Genomic DNA, 21,370 nt, shown 5'->3' with positions numbered 1-21,370 from the left:
AGCCCATGTTGCGCTGGCTGACCGCCGGTGAGTCGCACGGTCCGCAGCTCACCGCCATCCTCGAAGGGCTCCCCGCCGGGGTGGAGGTGCAGACCTCCGACATCGACGCCCAGCTCGCCCGCCGCCGGCTCGGCCACGGCCGCGGCGCCCGCATGGCCTTCGAGCAGGACGTCGTCACCCTCACCGGCGGCGTCCGGCACGGCGTGACCCAGGGCGGACCGATCGCGGTCCAGGTCGGCAACACCGAGTGGCCCAAGTGGGAGACGGTCATGGCCGCCGACCCGGTCGACCCGGCACTGATCGAGAACCGCGCCCGCAACGCCCCCCTCACCCGGCCCCGGCCCGGCCACGCCGACCTCGCCGGCATGCAGAAGTACGGCTTCGACGACGCCCGCCCCGTGCTGGAGCGGGCCAGCGCCCGCGAGACCGCCGCCCGGGTGGCCCTCGGCGCCGTCGCCGAGCAGTTCCTGCACCAGGTGCTGGGCGTGCGGGTGGTCAGCCACGTGGTCGGCATCGGGGCGGTCAGCGCACCCGACGGCGTGCTGCCCGGCCCCGACGACAACGCCGCCCTGGACGCCGACCCGGTGCGCTGCGCCGACCCGGCGACCAGCGCCCGCATGCAGGCCGAGGTCGACGACGCGCACGACAGCGGTGACACCCTCGGCGGGGTCATCGAGGTCGTGGTGCACGGACTGCCACCGGGCCTGGGCAGCCACGTGCACTGGGACCGCCGCCTGGACAGCCGGCTGGCCGGCGCGCTGATGGGTGTGCAGTCGGTCAAGGCGGTCGAGGTCGGCGACGGCCTGGAGACCGCCCGCCGGCGCGGCTCGGTCGCCCACGACGAGATCGACGTGACCGGCGCGGGCACCGTCGCCCGGCGCACCGACCGGGCCGGCGGCATCGAGGGCGGCATGACCAACGGCGAGGTGCTGCGGGTGCGGGCGGCCATGAAGCCGATCAGCACGGTGCCCCGCGCCCTGGCCACCGTCGACACCGCCACCGGCGAGGCAGCGGTCGCCATCCACCAGCGCAGCGACGCCTGCGCGGTGCCCCGCGGCTCGGTCGTGATGGAGGCGATGGTGGCCCTGGTGCTGGCCGACGCGGTGCTGGAGAAGTTCGGCGGCGACTCGGTGGCCGAGACCCGCCGCAACGTCACCGGCTACCTCGACGGGCTGGCCTGGCGGTGAACGCGCCCGCCCACCCACCCGTGGTGCTGGTCGGCCCGCCGGCCTCGGGCAAGACCACCGTGGGCACGCGGCTGGCGCGCGAGCTGGGCGTCGCCTTCCGCGACACCGACCACGACGTCGAGGCCGAGACCGGCACCTCGGTCGCCGACCTGTTCGTCACCGCGGGCGAGCCGCACTTCCGGGCCCTGGAGGAGCGGGCGGTGGCCCGGGCCCTGGCCGAGCACGACGGGGTGCTGGCCCTCGGCGGGGGTGCCGTGACCAGCGCGCCCACCCGCGCCCTGCTCGTGGAGCACGGCCGGGCCGGCGGCACCGTCGTCTGGCTGGACGTCGACCTGTCCACCGCGGCCAAGCGGGTGGGCCTGTCCCGTGACCGGCCCATCCTGGGGGTCAACCCGCGGCAGATGCTGCGCCGGATGCTGGAGACCCGGGCCTCGATGTACGGCGAGGTCGCCACCCTGCACCTGCAGACCGGTGGCCGGTCCGTCGCCGCGGTGGTCGCCGACGTCGTGGCCGCCGTGCCCGCCCTGGGCGGTGCCCGGTGAGCGACCTGCACCGGGTCACCGTCGCCGGCAGCGCGCCCTACGACGTCGTGGTCGGCCCGGGCGCACGCCACGAGCTGGCCCTGTTGCCCGGCACCGTCCTCGCCGGCGCCGTCCGTGCCGCCGTGGTGCACGCACCCCCGCTGGCCGCGCTGGCCGGCGAGGTCGTCGCCACCCTGCAGAGCGCCGGTCTGGCCGCCGAGGCCCTGGTCGTGCCCGACGGCGAGGCCGCCAAGACCGTCGAGGTCGCCGCGGGGCTGTGGGCCGAGCTGGGCCGGTTGGGCCACACCCGCAGCGACGTCGTCGTCGGCGTCGGCGGGGGAGCGCTCACCGACCTGGCCGGCTTCGTCGCCGCCACCTGGCTGCGCGGGGTCCGTGTCGTGCAGGTGCCCACCAGCCTGCTCGGCATGGTCGACGCCGCGGTCGGCGGGAAGACCGGCATCAACACCGACGCCGGCAAGAACCTGGTCGGCGCCTTCCACCCGCCGGTCGCCGTCCTCGCCGACACCGACGTCCTCGACGGCCTGCCCGACGCCGAGTTCCGCGCCGGTCTGGCCGAGGTGGTCAAGTGCGGCTTCATCGCCGACGCCGCGATCCTCGACCTGCTGGCGGCCGACCCCACCGGCCGGTCGGCCACCACCGAGCTCATCACCCGTGCCGTGCAGGTCAAGGCCGACGCGGTGGGCGAGGACCTCTACGACACCGGCCGCCGGGAGTTCCTCAACTACGGCCACACCCTGGGCCACGCCATCGAGAGGTGCGAGTCCTACCGGTGGCGGCACGGCGAGGCCGTCGCCGTGGGCATGTTGTTCGCCGCCGAGCTGGGCGCCGCGGCCGGCCGGCTGTCCCGCGCCGACGCCGACCGGCACCGTGACCTGGTCGCCGCGATGGGCCTGCCGACCACCTACGCCGGTGACCTGGACCAGCTGCGACCGGCGATGGCGGTGGACAAGAAGGCCCGCGGCCGGTCGCTGAGGTTCGTCGTCCTCGACGGTCTCGGCGCCCCGGGCATCCTCACCGACCCCGACGACGCCTGGGTGCGCCAGGCCTGGTCCGCTGTGGAGGCGACCCCATGAGCATCGTCGTGCTGAACGGCGCGAACCTCGGCCGGCTGGGCACCCGCGAGCCGGAGACGTACGGGACGACGACCCACCCCGACCTGGTCGCCCGCATCGAGGCCGTCGCCGCCGAGCTCGGCCAGGACGTCACGGTGCGGCAGACCGACAGCGAGGCCGAGCTGATCGGCTGGGTGCACGCAGCCGCCGACGCCGGCTCCGCCGTGGTGGTCAACCCGGCCGGCTGGACCCACACCTCGGTGGTGCTGCGCGACGCCCTGGCCCAGGTGCCCGCCCCGGTGGTCGAGGTGCACATCAGCAACGTGCACGCCCGCGAGGACTTCCGGCACCACTCCTACGTCTCGCCCGTCGCCACCGGCGTCGTCGCGGGCCTGGGCGTGTTCGGCTACGAGGCCGCGCTGCGCTTCCTCGCCGACCGGGGTGTGCGGTGACCCGGCACGACCACGCCGGACGCCGGGCGCGGCTGCGCGCCCTGGCGGCCGAGCGCGGGCTGGACGCCGTGCTGGTCACCGACCTGGTCAACGTCCGGTACCTGACGGGGTTCACCGGCTCCAACGGTGCCCTGCTGCTCCGGGTCGAGGGCAGCGACGTGTTCGGCACCGACGGCCGGTACACCACCCAGGCCGGCACCCAGGTCCCCGACGTCGAGCTGCTCGTCGACCGGGCCACCGTCGGGGCGCTGGCCCGCGCCGCCGCCGGGGTGGGCCGGCTGGGCTACGAGTCGCACGTGGTCACCGTCGACGGGCTGCGCGGCCTCGAGGGGGCGGTGGGGTCGACCGAGCTGGTCAGCCTCCGCCAGGCCGTGGAGGCGCTGCGCGCGGTCAAGGACGCCGACGAGGTCGAGGCGCTGCGGCGGGCCTGCACCGTCGCCGACCAGGCGCTGGCCGAGCTCGCCGCCGAGGGTGCGCTGCGCCCGGGCCGCACCGAGCTGGCCGTGGGCCGCGAGCTCGACGCCCGGATGCTGGCCCTGGGTGCCGAGGCGCCGTCCTTCGAGACGATCGTGGCCGCCGGCACGAACTCCGCCATCCCGCACCACCGCCCCGACACCACCGAGCTGCGGGCCGGCGACTTCCTCAAGCTCGACTTCGGCGCCACCGTCGACGGCTACCACTCCGACATGACCCGCACCCTGGTGCTCGGCCACGCCGCCGACTGGCAGACCGAGGTCTACGCGCTGGTGCAGGAGTCGCAGGCAGCCGGCCGGGCGGCGCTCGCGGTGGGCACCGACGTCACCGCGGTCGACGCCGCCTCCCGCGACGTCATCGCCGCGGCCGGGCACGCCGAGCACTTCACGCACGGCCTCGGGCACGGCGTGGGCCTGCAGATCCACGAGGCTCCGGGCATCTCGGCGCTGGGCGCGGGTACCCTGGCCGCCGGCATGGCCGTCACCGTGGAACCCGGGGTCTACCTCCCGGGGCACGGCGGTGTCCGGATAGAGGACACGCTGATCGTGACCGATGGCGAGCCCGAGTTGTTGACCCTCACGAGCAAGGAACTGCTGGTCCTCTAGATGGCTACCACCAACGACCTCAAGAACGGCATCGTCCTCAACCTGGACGGTCAGCTGTGGACCGTCACCGACTTCCAGCACGTGAAGCCGGGCAAGGGCGGCGCCTTCGTCCGCACCACCCTGAAGAACGTGCTCAGCGGCAAGGTCGTGGACAGGACCTTCAACGCCGGCGTCAAGGTCGAGACGGCCACCGTCGACAAGCGGTCGATGACCTACCTGTACCAGGACGGCGCCGACTACGTCTTCATGGACGGCGACACCTTCGACCAGATCCCGGTCTCCGAGGCCACCCTGGGCTCCGGCAAGGACTACCTGCTGGAGAACACCGAGGTCGTCGTCGCCGTGCACGACGGCACCCCGCTCTACGTCGAGCTGCCGGTGACGATGGAGCTCGTCGTCTCCCACACCGACCCGGGCCTGCAGGGCGACCGCTCCACCGGCGGCACCAAGCCCGCGACCCTGGAGACCGGTGCGGAGATCCAGGTGCCGCTGTTCGTGACCACCGGCGAGAAGCTGAAGGTCGACACCCGCGACGGCCGGTACCTCGGCCGCGTCAGCTGACCGGTGGCCGCCCGCTCCAAGGCGCGCAAGCGCGCGGTCGACGTCCTCTACGAGGCCGACCTGCGCAGCCGTGACGTGCGAGAGCTGCTCGCCGAGCGGATCGCCGACGGCCACCCGCCGATCAACGAGCACACCGTGCGGCTGGTCGAGGGCGTCGTCGAGCACGCCGCCGACGTCGACCGGTTGATCGGCGAGCACGCCCAGGGCTGGTCGCTGGACCGGCTGCCCGACGTGGACCGCGCGATCCTGCGGATGGCGGTGTTCGAGCTGCTGTGGGTCGACGACGTCCCCGACGCGGTGGTCATGGACGAGGCGGTGGAGCTGGCCAAGAGCCTGTCCACCGACGACTCGGCCGGCTACGTCAACGGCGTCCTGGCCGGGATCCTGAAGTCCCAGATCCCCACCGCCTGATCCCGCACGCGAGGAGGCCCGCACCGGATCACCGGTGCGGGCCTCCTCTGCGGTGCGGGGGTCAGCGGGGGGAGCGGCGGCGGTCGCTCCAGCCGTCCTCGTCCTCGTCGGCGTAGATGCTGCCGTCGGCGCCGGGGGACAGCACGCCCCACTCGATGAGCCGGGTGGTCAGCTCGTCCGGGCTCATGTCGTAGATGATCGCCAGCGACTTCAGGTCCTCGGTGCGGATCGAGAGCACCTTGCCGTTGTAGTCGTGCCGCTGCGCCTGGATGGTCGAGGCGTAGCGGGCCAGCGGGCCGGCCTCGTCGGCGGGCAGCGAGCCCAGCGACTCCAGGTTCAGCACGATCTTGGTCGACTTCGTGATCGCCGAGCTCGGCCGCGGGTCGGGCAGCAGCTCGGCCACCGGGACCCCGTAGAACACCGCGAGCTCGGACAGCCGCTGCACGGTCACCGCCCGGTCCCCGCGCTCGTAGGACCCCACCACGACGGCCTTCCAGCGGCCGTGCGACTTGTCCTCGACACCCTGCAGCGAGAGACCCTGCTGGTTCCGGATCGCCCGGAGGCGAGCGCCCAGCGCTCGGGAGTAGTCGGTGCTCATCGTTCCTGCTCACTCAGTGTCGTCGTGCACGGCGATTGCTGGTCACGGAGAGTACGTGATTTGGGTCGTGTGCAGCACGTCGAGCACCCCGATCGGGTGATCGCCGTGCGGGCGCAGGTCACAACCGGACGTGCGCTAGCGTCGCACCCGGTCCTACCCGCTCCTTTAACGACCCGTCCCGTGAGGCGGGGAAGGAGGCCTGATGGCCGCGCCATCGACCCCTGCGCCGGGCACGCCCGGTCAGCTGCTCACCGCCGACGACGTCACCCGCGTGGTCGACCGCATGGCCCACCAGCTCATCGAGCGGGCGGCCAGCTCCGGCGGGGACGGGGACGGCCTCGCCGACCTCGTGCTCGTCGGCATCCCCACCCGCGGCGCCCCGCTGGCCCGCCGCCTCGCCACCCGCATCGAGGCCTTCTCCGGCGCCCGCGTCGACGTCGGCACCGTCGACATCACCCTCTACCGCGACGACCTGCGCACCCGCGGCGTCCGCGCGCTCGAGGACACCCGGCTGCCCGACGCCGGCATCGACGGCCGCCTCGTCGTCCTCGTCGACGACGTGCTGTTCTCCGGCCGGTCGGTCCGGGCCGCGCTCGACGGCCTGCGCGACGTCGGCCGGCCCCGTGCCGTGCAGCTGGCCGTCCTCGTCGACCGCGGGCACCGCGAGCTGCCGATCAAGGCCGACTTCGTGGGCAAGAACGTGCCCACCTCCCGCGCCCAGCAGGTCAAGGTGCGGCTGGCCGAGGTCGACGGCGAGGACGGGGTGAGCGTCACCGATGCCTGACTCCCTGACGCACAAGCACCTGCTCGAGGCCGGCGACCTCGACCTCGACGACGCCACCCTGGTCCTCGACACCGCCGCGCAGATCGAGTCCGCGCTGGCCGGCCGCGAGGTCAAGAAGCTGCCCACGCTGCGCGGACGCACCGTGGTCAACCTGTTCTTCGAGGACTCCACCCGCACCCGGATCAGCTTCGAGCTGGCCGCCAAGCGGTTGAGCGCCGACGTCATCAACTTCTCCGCCAAGGGCTCCAGCGTCTCCAAGGGCGAGAGCCTGAAGGACACCGCGCTGACCCTGGAGGCCATGGGCGCCGACGGCATCGTCGTCCGGCACTCCGCCTCCGGGGCCCCGCACCGGCTGGCCACCTGGGTGGCCGGCAGCGTGGTCAACGCCGGGGACGGCACCCACGAGCACCCCACGCAGGCGCTGCTGGACGCGTTCACCATCCGCAAGCGGCTGGGCCGGCTGGACGGCGTCCGGGTGGTCATCACCGGCGACGTGCTGCACAGCCGGGTGGCCCGGTCCAACGTGCGGCTGCTGCACACCCTCGGCGCCGAGGTCACCCTGGTCGCGCCGCCGACCCTGCTGCCGGTGGGCGTGGCGAGCTGGCCGGTCACGGTCTCCTACGACCTGGACGCCGTGCTGACCGGCGCCGACGTGCTGATGATGCTGCGCGTCCAGGCCGAGCGGATGAACGCCTCGTTCTTCCCGTCGGCCCGGGAGTACAGCCGCCGGTACGGCCTGGACGCCGAGCGGATGGCCCGGCTGGGCGACGACGCGATCGTCATGCACCCCGGGCCGATGAACCGGGGGATGGAGATCGCCGCCGACGTGGCCGACTCACCCCGCTCCACCATCGTCGAGCAGGTCGGCAACGGCGTCAGCGTGCGCATGGCCGTCCTGTACCTGCTGCTCGGAGGCAACGCATGACCCTGCTCATCAAGGGCGCGAGGCCCTACGGCGAGGACGCCGTCGACGTGCTGGTCGAGGACGGGGTCATCGCCGCCATCGGCACCGACCTGTCCACCACCGGCGAGACCGTCGACGCCGCCGGGCTGGTGCTGCTGCCCGGCCTGGTCGACCTGCACACCCACCTGCGCGAGCCCGGACGGGAGGACACCGAGACCGTCCTCACCGGCTCCCGCGCCGCGGCGCTGGGCGGCTACACCGCGGTGCACGCCATGGCCAACACCGACCCGGTCGCCGACACCGCGGGCGTCGTCGAGCAGGTCTGGCGGCTGGGTTCCGACGCCGGCCTGGTCGACGTCGTCCCGGTCGGTGCGGTGACCGTCGGGCTCGGCGGCGAGCGGCTGGCCGAGCTCGGGGCGATGGCCGACAGCGCCGCGAGGGTCCGGGTGTTCTCCGACGACGGGAAGTGCGTCGCCGACCCGGCCCTGATGCGCCGGGCGCTGGAGTACACCAAGGCCCTGGACGGCGTCGTCGCCCAGCACGCCGAGGAGCCCCGGCTGACCGTCGGCGCGCAGATGCACGAGGGCGAGCGGTCGGCCCGGCTCGGGATGACCGGCTGGCCCGCGGTCGCCGAGGAGGCGATCATCGCCCGCGACGTGCTGCTGGCCGAGCACGTGGGCGCCCGGCTGCACGTCTGCCACGTCTCCACCGCCGGGTCGGTCGAGCTCATCCGGTGGGCCAAGTCGCGCGGGGTGCAGGTGACCGCCGAGGTGACCCCGCACCACCTGCTGCTCACCGACGCGCAGGCCGAGGGCTACGACGCCACGTTCAAGGTCAACCCGCCGCTGCGCACCGGTGAGGACGTCGCGGCGCTGCGCGCCGGGCTGGCCGACGGCACCGTCGACGCCGTCGCCACCGACCACGCCCCGCACGCCGCGGAGGACAAGGAGTGCGAGTGGTCCGCGGCCCGGCCCGGGATGCTGGGACTGGAACAGGCGCTGTCGGTGGTCGTGGAGACCATGGTCGACACCGGCCTGCTCACCTGGCGGGAGGTGGCCGACCGCATGTCGGTCCGCCCGGCCGCCATCGGCCGCCTCGCCGGTCACGGCCGCCCGCTGGAGGTGGGGGAGCCGGCCAACCTGGTGCTCGTGGATCCCGGCGCCCGCGCGGTCGTGGACCCGGCGGCGCTGGCCAGCAAGAGCCGCAACAGCCCCTACGCCGGGCGCGAGCTGCCCGCCCGCGTGGTGCACACCCTGCTGCGCGGCGAACTGTCGGTACGCGACGGGAAGGTGCAGAAGTGAGCACAGCGATCCTCGTCCTGGAGGACGGCCGCACGTTCCGCGGCGAGTCCTACGGGGCCGCCGGGACGACGGTCGGCGAGGCCGTCTTCTCCACCGGCATGACCGGCTACCAGGAGACCCTCACCGACCCCAGCTACCACCGCCAGGTGGTGGTGATGACCGCCCCGCACATCGGCAACACCGGGGTGAACGGCGAGGACGACGAGTCCCGCCGCATCTGGGTGGCCGGCTTCGTCGTCCGCGACCCCGCACGCCGACCGGCGAACTGGCGGGCCACCGGCACCCTGGACGACGAGCTGGTCGAGCACGGCGTGGTGGGCATCAGCGGCGTCGACACCCGCGCGCTGACCCGGCACCTTCGCGACCGCGGCGCCATGCGGGTCGGCATCTCGACCGAGCTGGCCGCCGACGAGCTGCTCCAGCGGGTGCAGGCGGCGCCGTCGATGACCGGTGCCGACCTCGCCCCGGAGGTCACCACCCCGGAGCCCTACACGGTCCCGGCGGTGGGGGAGCGGCGGTACACGATCGCGGCGCTCGACCTCGGCATCAAGGCCGCGACCCCGCGGCACCTGGCCGAGCTCGGGGTGGAGACCCGGGTGCTGCCTGCCACCGCCACCGCGGCCGAGCTGCTGGACGCCGGCCCCGACGGCGTCTTCCTCTCCAACGGTCCCGGCGACCCGGCGGCCAGCGACTACGCCGTCGAGGCGGTGCGCGGGGTGCTCGACGCCCGCCGGCCGCTGTTCGGCATCTGCTTCGGCAACCAGATCCTGGGCCGGGCCCTGGGCCTGGGCACCTACAAGCTGCCCTTCGGCCACCGCGGGCTCAACCAGCCGGTGCTCGACCGGGTCACCGACTCGGTGCGGGTGACCAGCCAGAACCACGGGTTCGCCGTCGACGCCCCGCTCGACCGCGCCGTCGACACCCCCTACGGGCGGGTGGAGGTCAGCCACGTCGGGCTCAACGACCAGGTCGTCGAGGGGCTGCGCTGCCTCGACGTCCCCGCCTTCAGCGTGCAGTTCCACCCCGAGGCCGCCGCCGGGCCGCACGACGCGGCCCCGCTCTTCCAGCGCTTCGTGGACCTGATGGAGGACAACCGTGCCGAGGCGTGACGACATCTCCCACGTGATGGTGATCGGCTCCGGGCCGATCGTCATCGGCCAGGCCTGCGAGTTCGACTACTCCGGCACCCAGGCCTGCCGCGTGCTCAAGGCCGAGGGGCTGCGGGTCAGCCTGGTCAACAGCAACCCGGCCACGATCATGACCGACCCCGAGGTCGCCGACGCCACCTACGTGGAGCCGTTGACCCCGGAGTTCGTCGAGAAGGTCATCGCCGCCGAGCGGCCCGACGCCCTGCTGGCCACCCTCGGCGGGCAGACCGCGCTCAACCTCGGCCTGGCGCTGCAGGCCAACGGCGTGCTCGAGAGGTACGGCGTGCAGCTGATCGGCGCCGACGCCGACGCGATCAACCGCGGCGAGGACCGGCAGCTGTTCAAGGACATCGTCCGCTCGGTCGGCGCCGACGCCCCGCGGTCGAAGGTCTGCGGCACCGTCGAGGAGGCGCTGGAGACCGCCGCCGAGGTCGGCTACCCGGTGGTCATCCGGCCCAGCTTCACCATGGGCGGGCTGGGTTCCGGGTTCGCCACCGACGAGCCGATGCTGCGCCGGATGGCCGCGCACGGCCTGGCCGACTCCCCGGTCTCCACCGTGCTCATCGAGGAGTCGGTGCTGGGCTGGAAGGAGTACGAGCTCGAGCTCATGCGCGACCGCACCGACAACGTGGTCGTCGTCTGCTCCATCGAGAACGTCGACGCCATGGGCGTGCACACCGGCGACTCGGTCACCGTCGCCCCGGCGATGACCCTCACCGACCGCGAGTACCAGACGATGCGCGACGTCGGCATCGCCGTGCTGCGCGCGGTCGGCGTGGACACCGGCGGCTGCAACATCCAGTTCGCGGTCAACCCCGTCGACGGCCGGCTGGTCGTCATCGAGATGAACCCCCGCGTCAGCCGGTCCTCGGCGCTGGCCTCCAAGGCCACCGGCTTCCCGATCGCCAAGATCGCCGCGAAGCTGGCCATCGGCTACACCCTCGACGAGATCCGCAACGACATCACCGGCGTCACCCCGGCGGCGTTCGAGCCGACGCTGGACTACGTCGTCGTCAAGATCCCCCGGTTCGCCTTCGAGAAGTTCCCGGGCGCCGACCCCCGGCTGACCACGACGATGAAGAGCGTCGGCGAGGTCATGAGCATGGGCCGCAACTTCACCGAGGCCCTCGGCAAGGCCATGCGGTCCACCGAGACGTCGCAGGTCGGGTTCTGGACCGGGCCGGTACAGCCGGAGGAGAGCGCCGACGAGCTGCTGGACCGGCTGCGCACCCCCGTCGACGGCCGGCTCTACACCGCCGAGCGCGCGCTGGCCGCCGGCGCAACCGTCGAGCAGGTCGCGGAGGCCTCGGGCTTCGACCCCTGGTTCGTCGACCAGGTGCTCCAGGTGCACGAGATCGGCACCGAGGTCCGCGACGCGCCCTCGCTCACCCCGGACCTGCTGCGCCGGGCCAAGCGGCACGGCCTGTCCGACCGGCAGGTCGCCGCGCTGCGGCCCGAGCTCGCCGGTGAGGACGGCGTGCGGACACTGCGCTGGCGGCTGGGCATCCGGCCGGTCTACAAGACGGTGGACACCTGCGCCGCGGAGTTCGCCGCCACCACTCCCTACCACTACTCCACCTACGACGAGGAGACCGAGGTGGCGCCCCGGGAGCGGCCGGCGGTGCTGATCCTGGGCTCCGGGCCGAACCGGATCGGGCAGGGCATCGAGTTCGACTACTCCTGCGTGCACGCCGTGCTGGCCCTGCAGGACGCCGGCTACGAGGCGGTGATGGTCAACTGCAACCCCGAGACCGTCTCCACCGACTACGACACCGCCGACCGGCTGTACTTCGAGCCGCTGACCTTCGAGGACGTGCTCGAGGTCGTCGAGGCCGAGCGCGCCGCCGGCCCGGTCGCCGGGGTCATCTGCACCCTGGGCGGGCAGACCCCGCTGGCGCTGGCCCAGCAGCTCAAGGACGCCGGGGTCCCGGTGCTGGGCACCGCCCCCGAGGCGATCGACGCCGCCGAGGACCGCGGCGAGTTCTCCCGGGTGCTGGCCGACACCGGCCTGCCCGCCCCCAAGCACGGCACCGCGGTCCGCTTCGCGGAGGCCAGAGAGATCGCCGCCGAGATCGGCTACCCGGTGCTCGTGCGGCCCTCCTACGTGCTGGGCGGGCGCGGCATGGAGATCGTCTACGACGACGGCACCCTGGAGGCCTACCTGGCCAAGGCCACCGACGTCAGCCCCGACCACCCGGTGCTCATCGACCGGTTCCTGGAGGACGCCGTCGAGATCGACGTCGACGCCCTCTACGACGGCACCGAGCTGTACCTGGGCGGGGTCATGGAGCACATCGAGGAGGCCGGCATCCACTCCGGCGACTCGGCGTGCGCGCTGCCCCCGATCACGCTGGGCGGCGCCGACCTGGCGGCCATCCGCGCCGCGACGGAGAAGCTGGCCGCCCGGATCGGGGTGCGCGGGCTGATGAACGTGCAGTACGCCCTCAAGGACGACGTCCTCTACGTGCTGGAGGCCAACCCGCGCGCCAGCCGCACCGTGCCCTTCGTGTCCAAGGCGACGGCGGTGCCGCTGGCCAAGGCCGCCGCGCGCATCGCGGTGGGGGAGACGATCGCGCAGCTGCGCGCGGCCGGGGTGCTGCCGGCCACCGGCGACGGCACCGACGCGCCCGAGGACGCGCCGATCGCGGTCAAGGAGGCGGTGCTGCCGTTCAACCGGTTCCGCTCGACCGACGGGTCGGGCGTGGACACCGTGCTCTCCCCGGAGATGAAGTCCACCGGTGAGGTCATGGGCCTGGACGCCGGGTTCGGCACCGCGTTCGCCAAGTCCCAGGCCGCCGCCTACGGGTCGCTGCCCACCGGGGGCACGGTGTTCGTGTCGCTGGCCAACCGGGACAAGCGCTCGGCGGTCTTCCCGGTCAAGCGGCTGGCCGACCTCGGGTTCACCGTGCTGGCCACCGCCGGCACCGCCTCGGTGCTGCGCCGCAACGGCGTCGCCGCCACCGTGGTGGGCAAGTTCTCCGACGGCCCGGGCAACGTCGTGGAGAAGATCCTGGCCGGGGAGGTCGACATGGTCGTCAACACCCCGTTCGGCGCGCCCGGCAACTCCGGGCCACGGCTGGACGGCTACGAGATCCGGTCGGCGGCCGTGACCGCGGGCATCCCGTGCATCACCACGGTGCCGGGGCTGGCCGCGGCGGTGCAGGGCGTCGAGGCGCTGCGCCGGGGCGACCTGGGGGTGCGCAGCCTGCAGGACCTGCACGCCGCGCTCGCCGCGAGCAGGGCACAGGCGTGAGCGCGGACGACGAGGGCGGCACCCGGGTGGTGCAGCTGCCGTCCGGGGACCGGCTGCTGCCCCCGGTGCCCGGGACCGCCCGCGCACCGCTCGGGCAGCCCGCGCCCCCCGCCGCGCACCCGCCGGTGCAGGGCGTGGCCGTGGTCGTGGGCTCCCGTCCGGTCAGTGCCTACACCGAGCTGACCATCGAGGCGCCCGACATCGCCGACACCGCGGCACCGGGCCAGTTCGTCGCCTTCGCCGTCGGCGGGCCGACGTCGGCGATGCTGCTGCGCCGCTCGATCGCCATCGCCGGGGTGGGGCAGGGCCGCTTCTCCGTGGTGGTCAGCGCCCGCGCCGAGGGCTCGAGCTGGCTGGCCTCGCGCCGCCCCGGTGACGAGGTGGACGTGGTCGGCCCGCTGGGCCGGCCCTTCCCGCTGCCCCCGGAGGGCACGCCCGCGCTGCTGGTCGGCGGCGGGTACGGCGCCGCGGCGCTCGTCGGGCTGGGCGGGCTGCTGCGCTCCCGGGGCCACGAGGTGGCCGCGGTGGTCGGCGCCGGTGACGCCGCCCGGCTGTGCTCGGTGGAGGACCTGGCCGCGGTCGCCGCGCCCTTCGTGGTCACCACCGACGACGGCAGTGCCGGGCGGGCCGGCCGGGTCACCGGACCGGTGACCGAGCTGGTCAGCGGCGCCGGGGTGGTCTACGCCTGCGGACCGATGCCGATGCTGGCCGCCGTCGCCCGGCTCGCCACCGACCGCGGCGTGCCCTCGTGGGTGGCCGTCGAGGAGTCGATGGCCTGCGGGGTCGGGGTCTGCATGACGTGCGTGCTGCCGGTGGTGGGCGCCGACGGCCACAGCCGGTTCGCCCGGTCCTGCACCGACGGCCCGGTGTTCGCCGGTGACCGGGTGCGCTTCGCCGACGTGGGCACGCTGCCGCCGGACCTGGTGGGCGCCGACGCGATGGCGTTGGCGCACACGCCGGCGGAGGAAGGGGAGACGCCGTGACCACGCTGCCCGAGGTCGAGACGCCGAGCGTGGACATGCAGGCCTCCATCGGCGGGGTGCCGGTGGTCAGCCCGGTGCTGACCGCATCGGGTTGCTCCTCCTTCGGCCGGGAGCTGGACCCGTTCTTCGACCTGACCTCGATCGGGGCGGTGGTCACCAAGTCTGTGCAGCTGCGCCCGCGGTCGGGCCGGGCCACGCCGCGGATGGCCGAGACGCCCAGCGGCATGGTCAACTCGATCGGGCTGCAGGGGCCGGGCATCGAGGGCCTGCTGGCCGACGAGCTGCCCTGGCTGGCCGAGCGCGGGGTGCGGTCGTTCGTGTCCATCGCCGGTGCGCGCACCGAGGACTTCGCCGAGCTCGCCACCCGGCTGCGCGGGGCGCCCGGCGTGCTGGGCATCGAGGTCAACATCTCCTGCCCGAACGTGGAGAGCCGCGGCGAGGTCTTCGCCTGCAACCCCGACGCCTCCGCCGCGGTGGTGGCCGCCGTCCGGGAGGCCGCCGACCCCGCGCACCCGGTCTACGCCAAGCTCACCCCCGACGTCACCGACATCGTGTCCGTCGCCCGGGCCTGCGCCGACGCCGGCGCCAACGGCCTGTCGATGATCAACACGCTGCTGGGCCTGGTCATCGACCCCGACACCATGCGCCCGGTGCTGGGCGGGGTCACCGGCGGGCTCTCGGGCCCGGCGATCCGGCCGGTGGCGCTGCGCTGCGTCTGGCAGGTGCACGCCGCACTGCCGAACGTGCCGATCCTGGGCATGGGCGGCATCCGCACCGGCCTGGACGCCCTGCAGTTCGTCCTGGCCGGTGCCGGGGCGGTCTCGGTGGGCACCGCGGTGTTCCACGACCCCTCGGCCCCGGCCCGGATCCACGAGGAGCTGGCCGAGGCGCTGGGGGAGCGGGGCTTCGGCCGGCTGGCCGACGCCGTCGGCTACGCCCACCGCGCCCCCGACGAGGGACCGCCCGGGCGGCACGCGTGAGCGAGCCCTTCGGCGCGCGGCTGGCCGCCGCCGTCGCCGGCCGCGGACCGCTGTGCGTGGGCATCGACCCGCACCGCGAGCTGCTGGCCGCCTGGGGGCTGACCGACGACGTCGACGGCCTGCGCCGGTTCACCGACGCCGTGGTCGGGGCGCTGGCCGGCACCGTCGCCGTCCTCAAGCCGCAGTCGGCGTTCTACGAGCGGCACGGGTCCCGCGGCCTGCTGGTGCTCGAGGACGCCGTCGCCACCGCACGGGACGCCGGCGCCCTGGTGCTGCTGGACGCCAAGCGCGGCGACATCGGGTCCACCATGGCCGGCTACGCCGACGTGCTGGCGCCCGGGCACCCGATGCAGGTCGACGCGCTCACCGTGAGCCCCTACCTGGGTGCCGGGTCACTGGAGCCGGCAGTGCGCACCGCTCGGGCGCACGGCGGCGGGCTGTTCGTGCTGGCCCGCACCTCCAACCCCGACGCGGCCACCTTCCAGCACGCCCGCCTCGACGACGGCCGCACCGTCGCGCAGGCCGTGGTCGACCAGGTCGGTGCCTGGAACGCCCCCGACTGGCTGGTCGGCGACCCGGCACCGGACCCGGCGGCCTTCGCCGACCTGCAGGGCAGGTGGGGGCCGCACACCGGGTCCGTCGGGGTCGTCGTGGGCGCGACGCTGACCGAGCTGGACGTCGACCTGGCCGGCCTGCGCGGGCCGGTGCTGGCCCCCGGGCTCGGTGCCCAGGGCGGGACGCCGGCGGAACTGCGGCGGCTGTTCGGCGCCGGCCGGGCCGTCGTCCCCACGGTGTCGAGGGACGTGCTGGCCGCCGGGCCCGACCCGGCCGGGCTGCGCGCCGCGGCGCAGCGCTGGGCCGCCGAACTGGGGGGCTGACCAGCCGGACCACCGCCGGGGGAGAGGGGGGTCGGTTGTACTGTGACGCCTGTTCGTGAGCCGGGCGCACGATCCGGTCGATCCGGTGCCGGGGGGTGCTGCCGCCCCGCGCCCGGGGTGACTAGGTTCCTCCCCAGGCTCCAGCCCGTGGGCCGCTGCCCACCCACACCACCCCGCAGTCCGAACCGATCCGGCGGCGTTCCGGCCGCCACGACGATGATTGGGTAGTCCCCGTGCCTCTCCCCCAGCTGACCCCCGAACAGCGCGCTGCCGCCCTCGAGAAGGCCGCCGCGGCCCGCAAGGTCCGCGCCGAGCTCCGTGAGCGGCTCAAGAGCAAGGGCACCTCGGTCGGCGACGTCCTCAAGCAGGGCGAGACCGACGAGGTCATCGGCAAGATGCGCGTCTCCGCGGTCCTCGAGTCCCTCCCGGGTGTCGGCAAGGCCCGCGCCGCGAAGATCATGGAGCGCCTCGAGATCTCCCCGACCCGCCGCGTGCGCGGGCTGGGCGCCAACCAGCGCAAGGCGCTGGAGGCCGAGTTCGCCGGCGAGCAGTCCGCCTGAGCACCGCCCCCGCCCCCGCCCGAGGTCGCCCCGCCGTGGTCGTGACGCGTGCCCGCCTGACGGTGCTGTCCGGTCCCTCGGGCGTGGGGAAGGGGACCGTGGTCGCCGAGGTCCGCCGCCGGCACCCCGACGTGTGGGTGTCGGTGTCGGTGACCACCCGCCGTCCCCGCGCCGGCGAGGTCGACGGCGAGCACTACCACTTCCTCGACGACGCGGCCTTCGACCACCTGGTCGCCACCGACGGCCTGCTGGAGTGGGCCGAGTACGCGGGCAACCGCTACGGCACCCCGCGGGCGCCGGTCGACGAGCAGCTGGCCCTCGGCCTGCCGGCCCTGCTCGAGATCGAGATGCAGGGCGCCCGCCAGGTCCGGGCCACCGCCCCGGACGCCCAGCTGGTGTTCCTGGCCCCGCCCTCGTTCGAGGAGCTCGCCTCCCGGCTGACCGGCCGCGGTTCGGAACCGGCCGAGGTCATCGAGCGCCGGCTGGCCATCGCGCGGGCCGAGATGGCCGCCGTCGGGGACTACGACGTGGTGGTCGTGAACGACGACCTCGCCCGCGCCGCGGACGAGTTGGTACTCTTGCTGACTGCGCCACCCGCAGGCTGACGTCCCGCCTGCAGCGCCTGCCGTCCTACCGAGGAGCTCACCCGCCCGTGTCCGGAGTCGCACCTGCCCCCGAGGGCATCACCAACCCCCCGATCGACGAGCTGCTCGAGCGCACCAGCAGCAAGTACGGGCTGGTCATCTACGCCGCCAAGCGGGCCCGCCAGATCAACGCCTACTACAGCCAGCTCTCCGAGGGCCTGCTGGAGTACGTCGGCCCGCTGGTCGACACCGCCCCCCAGGAGAAGCCCCTCTCCATCGCGCTGCGCGAGATCAACGAGGGCCTGCTGACCCACACCGCGGGCGAGAACTAGAAGGACCCCCTCGCCCCCCAGCAGACGCTCCGCGCCCGCCGGGACCCTGCGAGGGGGCCGTTCCAGTACCTCACCAGGGGGAGCCCCCGGCCCCAGGGCCGGGGGCTTCGTCGTGCCCGGGGCAGGATGGGCGCATGAGCAGGATCGTGCTGGGCGTCGGCGGCGGGGTCGCCGCCTACAAGTCGGCGCTGCTGCTGCGTGCGCTCACCGAGCGCGGCCACGACGTGCGGGTGGTGCCCACCGCCTCGGCGCTGCGGTTCGTCGGCGCCGCCACCTTCGAGGCGTTGAGCGGCAACCCGGTCAGCACCGAGGTGTGGGACGACGTCCCCGAGGTCGCCCACGTGCGCATCGGGCAGACCGCCGACCTGGTGGTCGTGAGCCCGGCCACCGCCGACCTCCTGGCCCGGGCCGCCGCGGGCCGTGCCGACGACCTGCTCACGGCCACCCTGCTGGCCACCGCGGCCCCCGTGGTGTTCGTGCCGGCCATGCACACCGAGATGTGGCTGCACCCGGCCACGCAGGACAACGTGGCCACCCTCCGCCGTCGCGGCGCCGTCGTGCTGCCGCCCGCGGTGGGCCGGCTCACCGGCCCCGACTCCGGCCCCGGTCGGCTGCCCGAGCCCGCTGACGTCGCCGCCCTCCTGGACGTCGTGCTGGCCGGCGGGTCGCTGCACCAGGACCTCTCCGGCACCCGGGTGGTCGTCAGCGCCGGCGGCACCCGCGAACCGCTGGACCCGGTGCGGTTCCTCGGCAACCGGTCCTCGGGCCGGCAGGGCTGGGCGCTGGCCCGGGTCGCCGCCGCCCGGGGCGCGGACGTCACCCTGGTCGCGGCCAACGTCGAGGAGCCCGCCCCGTTCGGCTGCCGGGTCGTCCCGGTCGGGACGGCGGCCGAGCTCGGGACGGCGATGGCCGAGCACGCGCCGGACGCCGACGTGGTCGTGATGGCCGCCGCGGTCGCCGACTTCCGGCCCACCGACGTCGCCACCGCCAAGATGAAGAAGGGCGGGTCCGGCGAGCCGTCGTCGGTGGCGCTCACCCGCAACCCCGACGTCCTCTCCGGGCTCGTCGCCGCGCGGCCCGCCGGCCAGCTGGTGGTCGGCTTCGCCGCCGAGACCGGGGACGCCGAGGACGACGTGCTGGGCCACGCCCGCGCCAAGCTCGCCCGCAAGGGCTGCGACCTGCTGGTGGTCAACGACGTCTCCGCCGGCCAGGTGTTCGGCCGGCCCGACAACGCCGTCACCGTGCTCGCCGCCGACGGCTCGGCCGCCGAGGTCCCGGCCGGCCCCAAGGACCTCGTGGCGGCCGGCATCTGGGACGCCGTCGCGGCGCGGGTGGGCACCCGCCGGTAACCTCGTCCGCCGGGCGTCCCCACCACGAACGCCGAGAGAGGGCCCGCCGTCGCGGGTCCGACCAGCAACCCCAGGGAGCACCGAAGTGGCACGTCGCCTGTTCACGTCCGAGTCGGTCACCGAGGGCCACCCCGACAAGATCGCCGACCAGATCAGCGACGCGATCCTGGACGAGATGCTCACCCAGGACCCCCGCAGCCGGGTCGCCGTCGAGACCATGATCACCACCGGCCAGGTGCACATCGCCGGCGAGGTCACCACCGCCGGCTATGTAGACATAGCGGACGTCGTCCGGCGCACCATCCTCGGCATCGGCTACGACTCCTCCCGCAAGGGTTTCGACGGCGCCTCCTGCGGCGTCAGCGTCTCCCTGGGCGCGCAGTCCCCGGACATCGCGCAGGGCGTGGACCTGGGCTACGAGTCCCGCACGGCCGCCGCCGACCGCGCCGCCGCGGCCGAGGACCTCATCGCCAGCCAGGGCGCCGGCGACCAGGGCCTGATGTTCGGCTACGCCAGCGACGAGACCCCCGAGCTCATGCCGCTGCCGATCGCGCTGGCCCACCGGCTGTCCAAGCGGCTCTCGGCGGTCCGCAAGGACGGCTCGGTGCCCTACCTGCGCCCCGACGGCAAGACCCAGGTCACCGTGGTCTACGAGGACGACCGCCCGGTCGGCGTGGACACCGTCGTCGTCTCCTCGCAGCACGCCGAGGACATCGCCATCGACACCCTGCTCACCCCCGACGTCGAGGAGCTCGTGGTCCAGCCCGAGCTCGCCGCGCTCGGCCTGCCCACCACCGGCCACCGGCTGCTGGTCAACCCCACCGGCAAGTTCGTCATCGGCGGCCCGATGGGCGACGCCGGCCTGACCGGGCGCAAGATCATCGTGGACACCTACGGCGGCATGGCGCGGCACGGTGGCGGCGCCTTCTCCGGCAAGGACCCCTCGAAGGTCGACCGCTCGGGCGCCTACGCCATGCGCTGGGTGGCCAAGAACGTCGTCGCCGCGGGCCTGGCCCGCCGCTGCGAGGTGCAGGTCGCCTACGCCATCGGCGCGGCCAGCCCGGTCGGCCTGTTCGTGGAGACCTTCGGCACGGGCACGGTCCCGGACGACGTCCTGGAGAAGGCGATCACCGCGGTGTTCGACCTGCGCCCGGGCGCCATCGTGCGCGACCTGGACCTGCTGCGGCCGATCTACGGCCCGACCGCCGCCTACGGCCACTTCGGCCGCAGCGACCTGGACCTGCCGTGGGAGCGCACCGACCGCGTCGACGCGCTCGAGGCAGCCCTCTGATCCTGTCGGTGGTGCCCTGCACCATGACCGCGTGAGGGTCGCCCGGGTCGTCGTCGACGTCCCGCTGGCGCACCTGGACCGCCCGTTCGACTACGCCGTCCCGGACGACCTCGGGGACGGGGTGGTCCCGGGGTGCCGGGTCCGCGTGCGGTTCGCCGGCCGGCTCGTCGACGGCGTCGTCCTCGAGGTGGGGACGACGACCGAGCACACCGGGAAGCTCGCCCCCCTGGCGAAGCTGGTGTCCTCCGAGCCGGTGCTCACCCCCGAGGTGGCCGAGCTCGCCCGGGTGGTGGCCGACCGATACGCAGGCACGCTGACCGACGTGCTGCGGCTGGCCCTGCCGCCCCGCCGGGGCGCGCCGGAGAAGCGCCCGGTCGCCGACCCGCCCCCGCCGCCGGACCCGCCCGACCCGGCCGGGTTCGCCCGCTACCCGACCGGCGAGGCGTTCCTGGAGGCGCTGGCCGCCGGCCGGCCGGTGCGCGCGGTGTGGACGGCCCTGCCCGGGGAGGACTGGCCGACCCGTCTCGCCGAGCTGTGCCGGGCGACGCTGTCCGGCGGGCGGGGTGCGCTGGTCGTGGTCCCCGACGGCAAGGACCTGGACCGGCTGGCCGACGCCGCGGCCGCGGCGCTGCCGAAGGAGGCGGTCGCTGTGCTGCGCGCCGACGCCGCCCCCGACACCCGCTACGGCCGGTTCCTGACCGTCTCCCGCGGCACCGCGCAGGTGGTGCTGGGCACCCGGGCGGCCATGTTCGCCCCGGTCCGCGACCTCGGCCTGGTCGTGGTCTGGGACGACGGCGACGACCTGCACGCCGAGCCGCGCGCGCCCTACCCGCACACCCGCGACGTCCTGGTGCAGCGCGCGCACCTGGCCGGCTGCTCGGCGGTGGTGGCCGCGACCGGCCGCACCGCCGAGGCCGCGCTGCTGGTGGAGTCCGGCTGGGCGCACGAGCTGGTGGCCGACCGGGCGGTGCTGCGCGCCGCCGCGCCGCGGGTGCAGGCGCTGGGTGCGGACTCCGAGCTGGCCCGCGACCCGGCCGCCCGCACCGCCCGGTTGCCCTCCCTCGCCTTCCGGGTGGCCCGCGAGGCGCTGTCCGCCGGCGCACCGGTGCTGGTGCAGGTGCCCCGCGCCGGGTACGCGCCC

The 21,370-nt window shown here is 74.6% G+C and carries 21 protein-coding genes and 1 pseudogene; 21 read left to right on the top strand and 1 reads right to left on the bottom strand.

Annotation, left to right across the window (positions count from 1 at the left end; all coding sequences use genetic code 11):
- Positions 1-5 precede the first annotated feature (5 nt).
- Genes aroC through nusB form a run of 7 tightly spaced genes read left to right on the top strand, consistent with a single transcriptional unit; the run spans position 6 to position 5,284 of the window.
- Positions 6-1,187 (top strand): chorismate synthase, encoded by a 1,182-nt coding sequence (aroC, locus tag NH342_RS06955; RefSeq protein ID WP_253013065.1) that lies wholly within the window; start codon positions 6-8, stop codon positions 1,185-1,187.
- Positions 1,184-1,729: a shikimate kinase gene (locus tag NH342_RS06950; RefSeq protein ID WP_253013063.1), complete on the top strand. Its 546-nt coding sequence runs from the start codon at positions 1,184-1,186 to the stop codon at positions 1,727-1,729. The genes aroC and NH342_RS06950 overlap by 4 nt, the downstream gene beginning before the upstream one ends.
- Positions 1,726-2,802, top strand: a complete 1,077-nt coding sequence (aroB, locus tag NH342_RS06945) for a 3-dehydroquinate synthase (protein WP_253013061.1) — start codon at positions 1,726-1,728, stop codon at positions 2,800-2,802. Before NH342_RS06950 ends, aroB begins: the two co-directional genes overlap by 4 nt.
- The gene (aroQ, locus tag NH342_RS06940; protein WP_253013059.1) at positions 2,799-3,233 is read left to right on the top strand and encodes a type II 3-dehydroquinate dehydratase; all 435 of its coding nucleotides are present in this window, start codon (positions 2,799-2,801) and stop codon (positions 3,231-3,233) included. The genes aroB and aroQ overlap by 4 nt, the downstream gene beginning before the upstream one ends.
- Positions 3,230-4,312 (top strand): Xaa-Pro peptidase family protein, encoded by a 1,083-nt coding sequence (locus NH342_RS06935; RefSeq protein ID WP_253013057.1) that lies wholly within the window; start codon positions 3,230-3,232, stop codon positions 4,310-4,312. Before aroQ ends, NH342_RS06935 begins: the two co-directional genes overlap by 4 nt.
- The gene (efp, locus tag NH342_RS06930) at positions 4,313-4,873 is read left to right on the top strand and encodes an elongation factor P (protein ID WP_253013055.1); all 561 of its coding nucleotides are present in this window, start codon (positions 4,313-4,315) and stop codon (positions 4,871-4,873) included.
- 3 nt (positions 4,874-4,876) lie between these two features.
- Positions 4,877-5,284 (top strand): transcription antitermination factor NusB, encoded by a 408-nt coding sequence (nusB, locus tag NH342_RS06925; protein ID WP_253013053.1) that lies wholly within the window; start codon positions 4,877-4,879, stop codon positions 5,282-5,284.
- Between the two features lie 61 nt (positions 5,285-5,345).
- On the opposite strand, the gene NH342_RS06920 is transcribed toward nusB, so the two are convergent.
- Positions 5,346-5,882: a transcriptional regulator gene (locus NH342_RS06920; protein WP_091064617.1), complete on the bottom strand. Its 537-nt coding sequence runs from the start codon at positions 5,880-5,882 to the stop codon at positions 5,346-5,348.
- A 202-nt stretch (positions 5,883-6,084) separates the two neighbouring features.
- Here NH342_RS06920 and pyrR point away from each other — a divergent pair, with 202 nt between their 5' ends.
- The 14 genes and pseudogenes from pyrR to NH342_RS06850 all read left to right on the top strand — a co-directional run.
- Positions 6,085-6,666: a bifunctional pyr operon transcriptional regulator/uracil phosphoribosyltransferase PyrR gene (gene pyrR, locus NH342_RS06915; RefSeq protein ID WP_253013052.1), complete on the top strand. Its 582-nt coding sequence runs from the start codon at positions 6,085-6,087 to the stop codon at positions 6,664-6,666.
- Positions 6,659-7,591, top strand: coding sequence for an aspartate carbamoyltransferase catalytic subunit (locus NH342_RS06910; RefSeq protein WP_253013050.1), 933 nt, complete (start codon positions 6,659-6,661; stop codon positions 7,589-7,591). Before pyrR ends, NH342_RS06910 begins: the two co-directional genes overlap by 8 nt.
- On the top strand, positions 7,588-8,871 hold the full coding sequence (locus NH342_RS06905) for a dihydroorotase (protein ID WP_253013048.1): 1,284 nt from the start codon (positions 7,588-7,590) through the stop codon (positions 8,869-8,871). Before NH342_RS06910 ends, NH342_RS06905 begins: the two co-directional genes overlap by 4 nt.
- Positions 8,868-9,980, top strand: coding sequence for a glutamine-hydrolyzing carbamoyl-phosphate synthase small subunit (carA, locus tag NH342_RS06900; protein WP_253013046.1), 1,113 nt, complete (start codon positions 8,868-8,870; stop codon positions 9,978-9,980). The genes NH342_RS06905 and carA overlap by 4 nt, the downstream gene beginning before the upstream one ends.
- On the top strand, positions 9,967-13,272 hold the full coding sequence (gene carB / locus NH342_RS06895) for a carbamoyl-phosphate synthase large subunit (RefSeq protein ID WP_253013044.1): 3,306 nt from the start codon (positions 9,967-9,969) through the stop codon (positions 13,270-13,272). Before carA ends, carB begins: the two co-directional genes overlap by 14 nt.
- Entirely contained in the window at positions 13,269-14,255 is a 987-nt protein-coding gene (locus NH342_RS06890; RefSeq protein WP_253013042.1) for a dihydroorotate dehydrogenase electron transfer subunit, read from the top strand. The genes carB and NH342_RS06890 overlap by 4 nt, the downstream gene beginning before the upstream one ends.
- On the top strand, positions 14,252-15,235 hold the full coding sequence (locus NH342_RS06885; protein ID WP_253013040.1) for a dihydroorotate dehydrogenase: 984 nt from the start codon (positions 14,252-14,254) through the stop codon (positions 15,233-15,235). The genes NH342_RS06890 and NH342_RS06885 overlap by 4 nt, the downstream gene beginning before the upstream one ends.
- Positions 15,232-16,113, top strand: a complete 882-nt coding sequence (pyrF, locus tag NH342_RS06880; RefSeq protein ID WP_253013038.1) for an orotidine-5'-phosphate decarboxylase — start codon at positions 15,232-15,234, stop codon at positions 16,111-16,113. Before NH342_RS06885 ends, pyrF begins: the two co-directional genes overlap by 4 nt.
- 233 nt (positions 16,114-16,346) lie before the next feature.
- Positions 16,347-16,673, top strand: a complete 327-nt coding sequence (gene mihF / locus NH342_RS06875) for an integration host factor, actinobacterial type (RefSeq protein WP_165629012.1) — start codon at positions 16,347-16,349, stop codon at positions 16,671-16,673.
- 41 nt (positions 16,674-16,714) lie between these two features.
- A complete protein-coding gene (gene gmk / locus NH342_RS06870) occupies positions 16,715-17,278 on the top strand; it encodes a guanylate kinase (protein ID WP_253013036.1) in 564 nt (187 codons plus the stop codon).
- 47 nt (positions 17,279-17,325) lie between these two features.
- Complete coding sequence (rpoZ, locus tag NH342_RS06865; protein WP_014741310.1) at positions 17,326-17,589, top strand: DNA-directed RNA polymerase subunit omega; 264 nt, start codon at positions 17,326-17,328, stop codon at positions 17,587-17,589.
- Positions 17,590-17,723: 134 nt separating this feature from the next.
- On the top strand, positions 17,724-18,938 hold the full coding sequence (coaBC, locus tag NH342_RS06860; RefSeq protein ID WP_253013034.1) for a bifunctional phosphopantothenoylcysteine decarboxylase/phosphopantothenate--cysteine ligase CoaBC: 1,215 nt from the start codon (positions 17,724-17,726) through the stop codon (positions 18,936-18,938).
- A gap of 85 nt (positions 18,939-19,023) precedes the next feature.
- Entirely contained in the window at positions 19,024-20,229 is a 1,206-nt protein-coding gene (gene metK, locus NH342_RS06855; protein ID WP_253013032.1) for a methionine adenosyltransferase, read from the top strand.
- Positions 20,230-20,260: 31 nt separating this feature from the next.
- Positions 20,261-21,370 (top strand): annotated as a pseudogene (locus NH342_RS06850) (primosome assembly protein PriA); the annotation flags it as partial.

The organism is Klenkia sp. PcliD-1-E (genome assembly GCF_024124375.1).
In the GTDB taxonomy this organism is placed as follows: Bacteria; Actinomycetota; Actinomycetes; order Mycobacteriales; family Geodermatophilaceae; genus Klenkia.
Note: the sequence above shows the minus strand (reverse complement) of the source record. Positions and strands in the feature narration are given on the sequence as shown.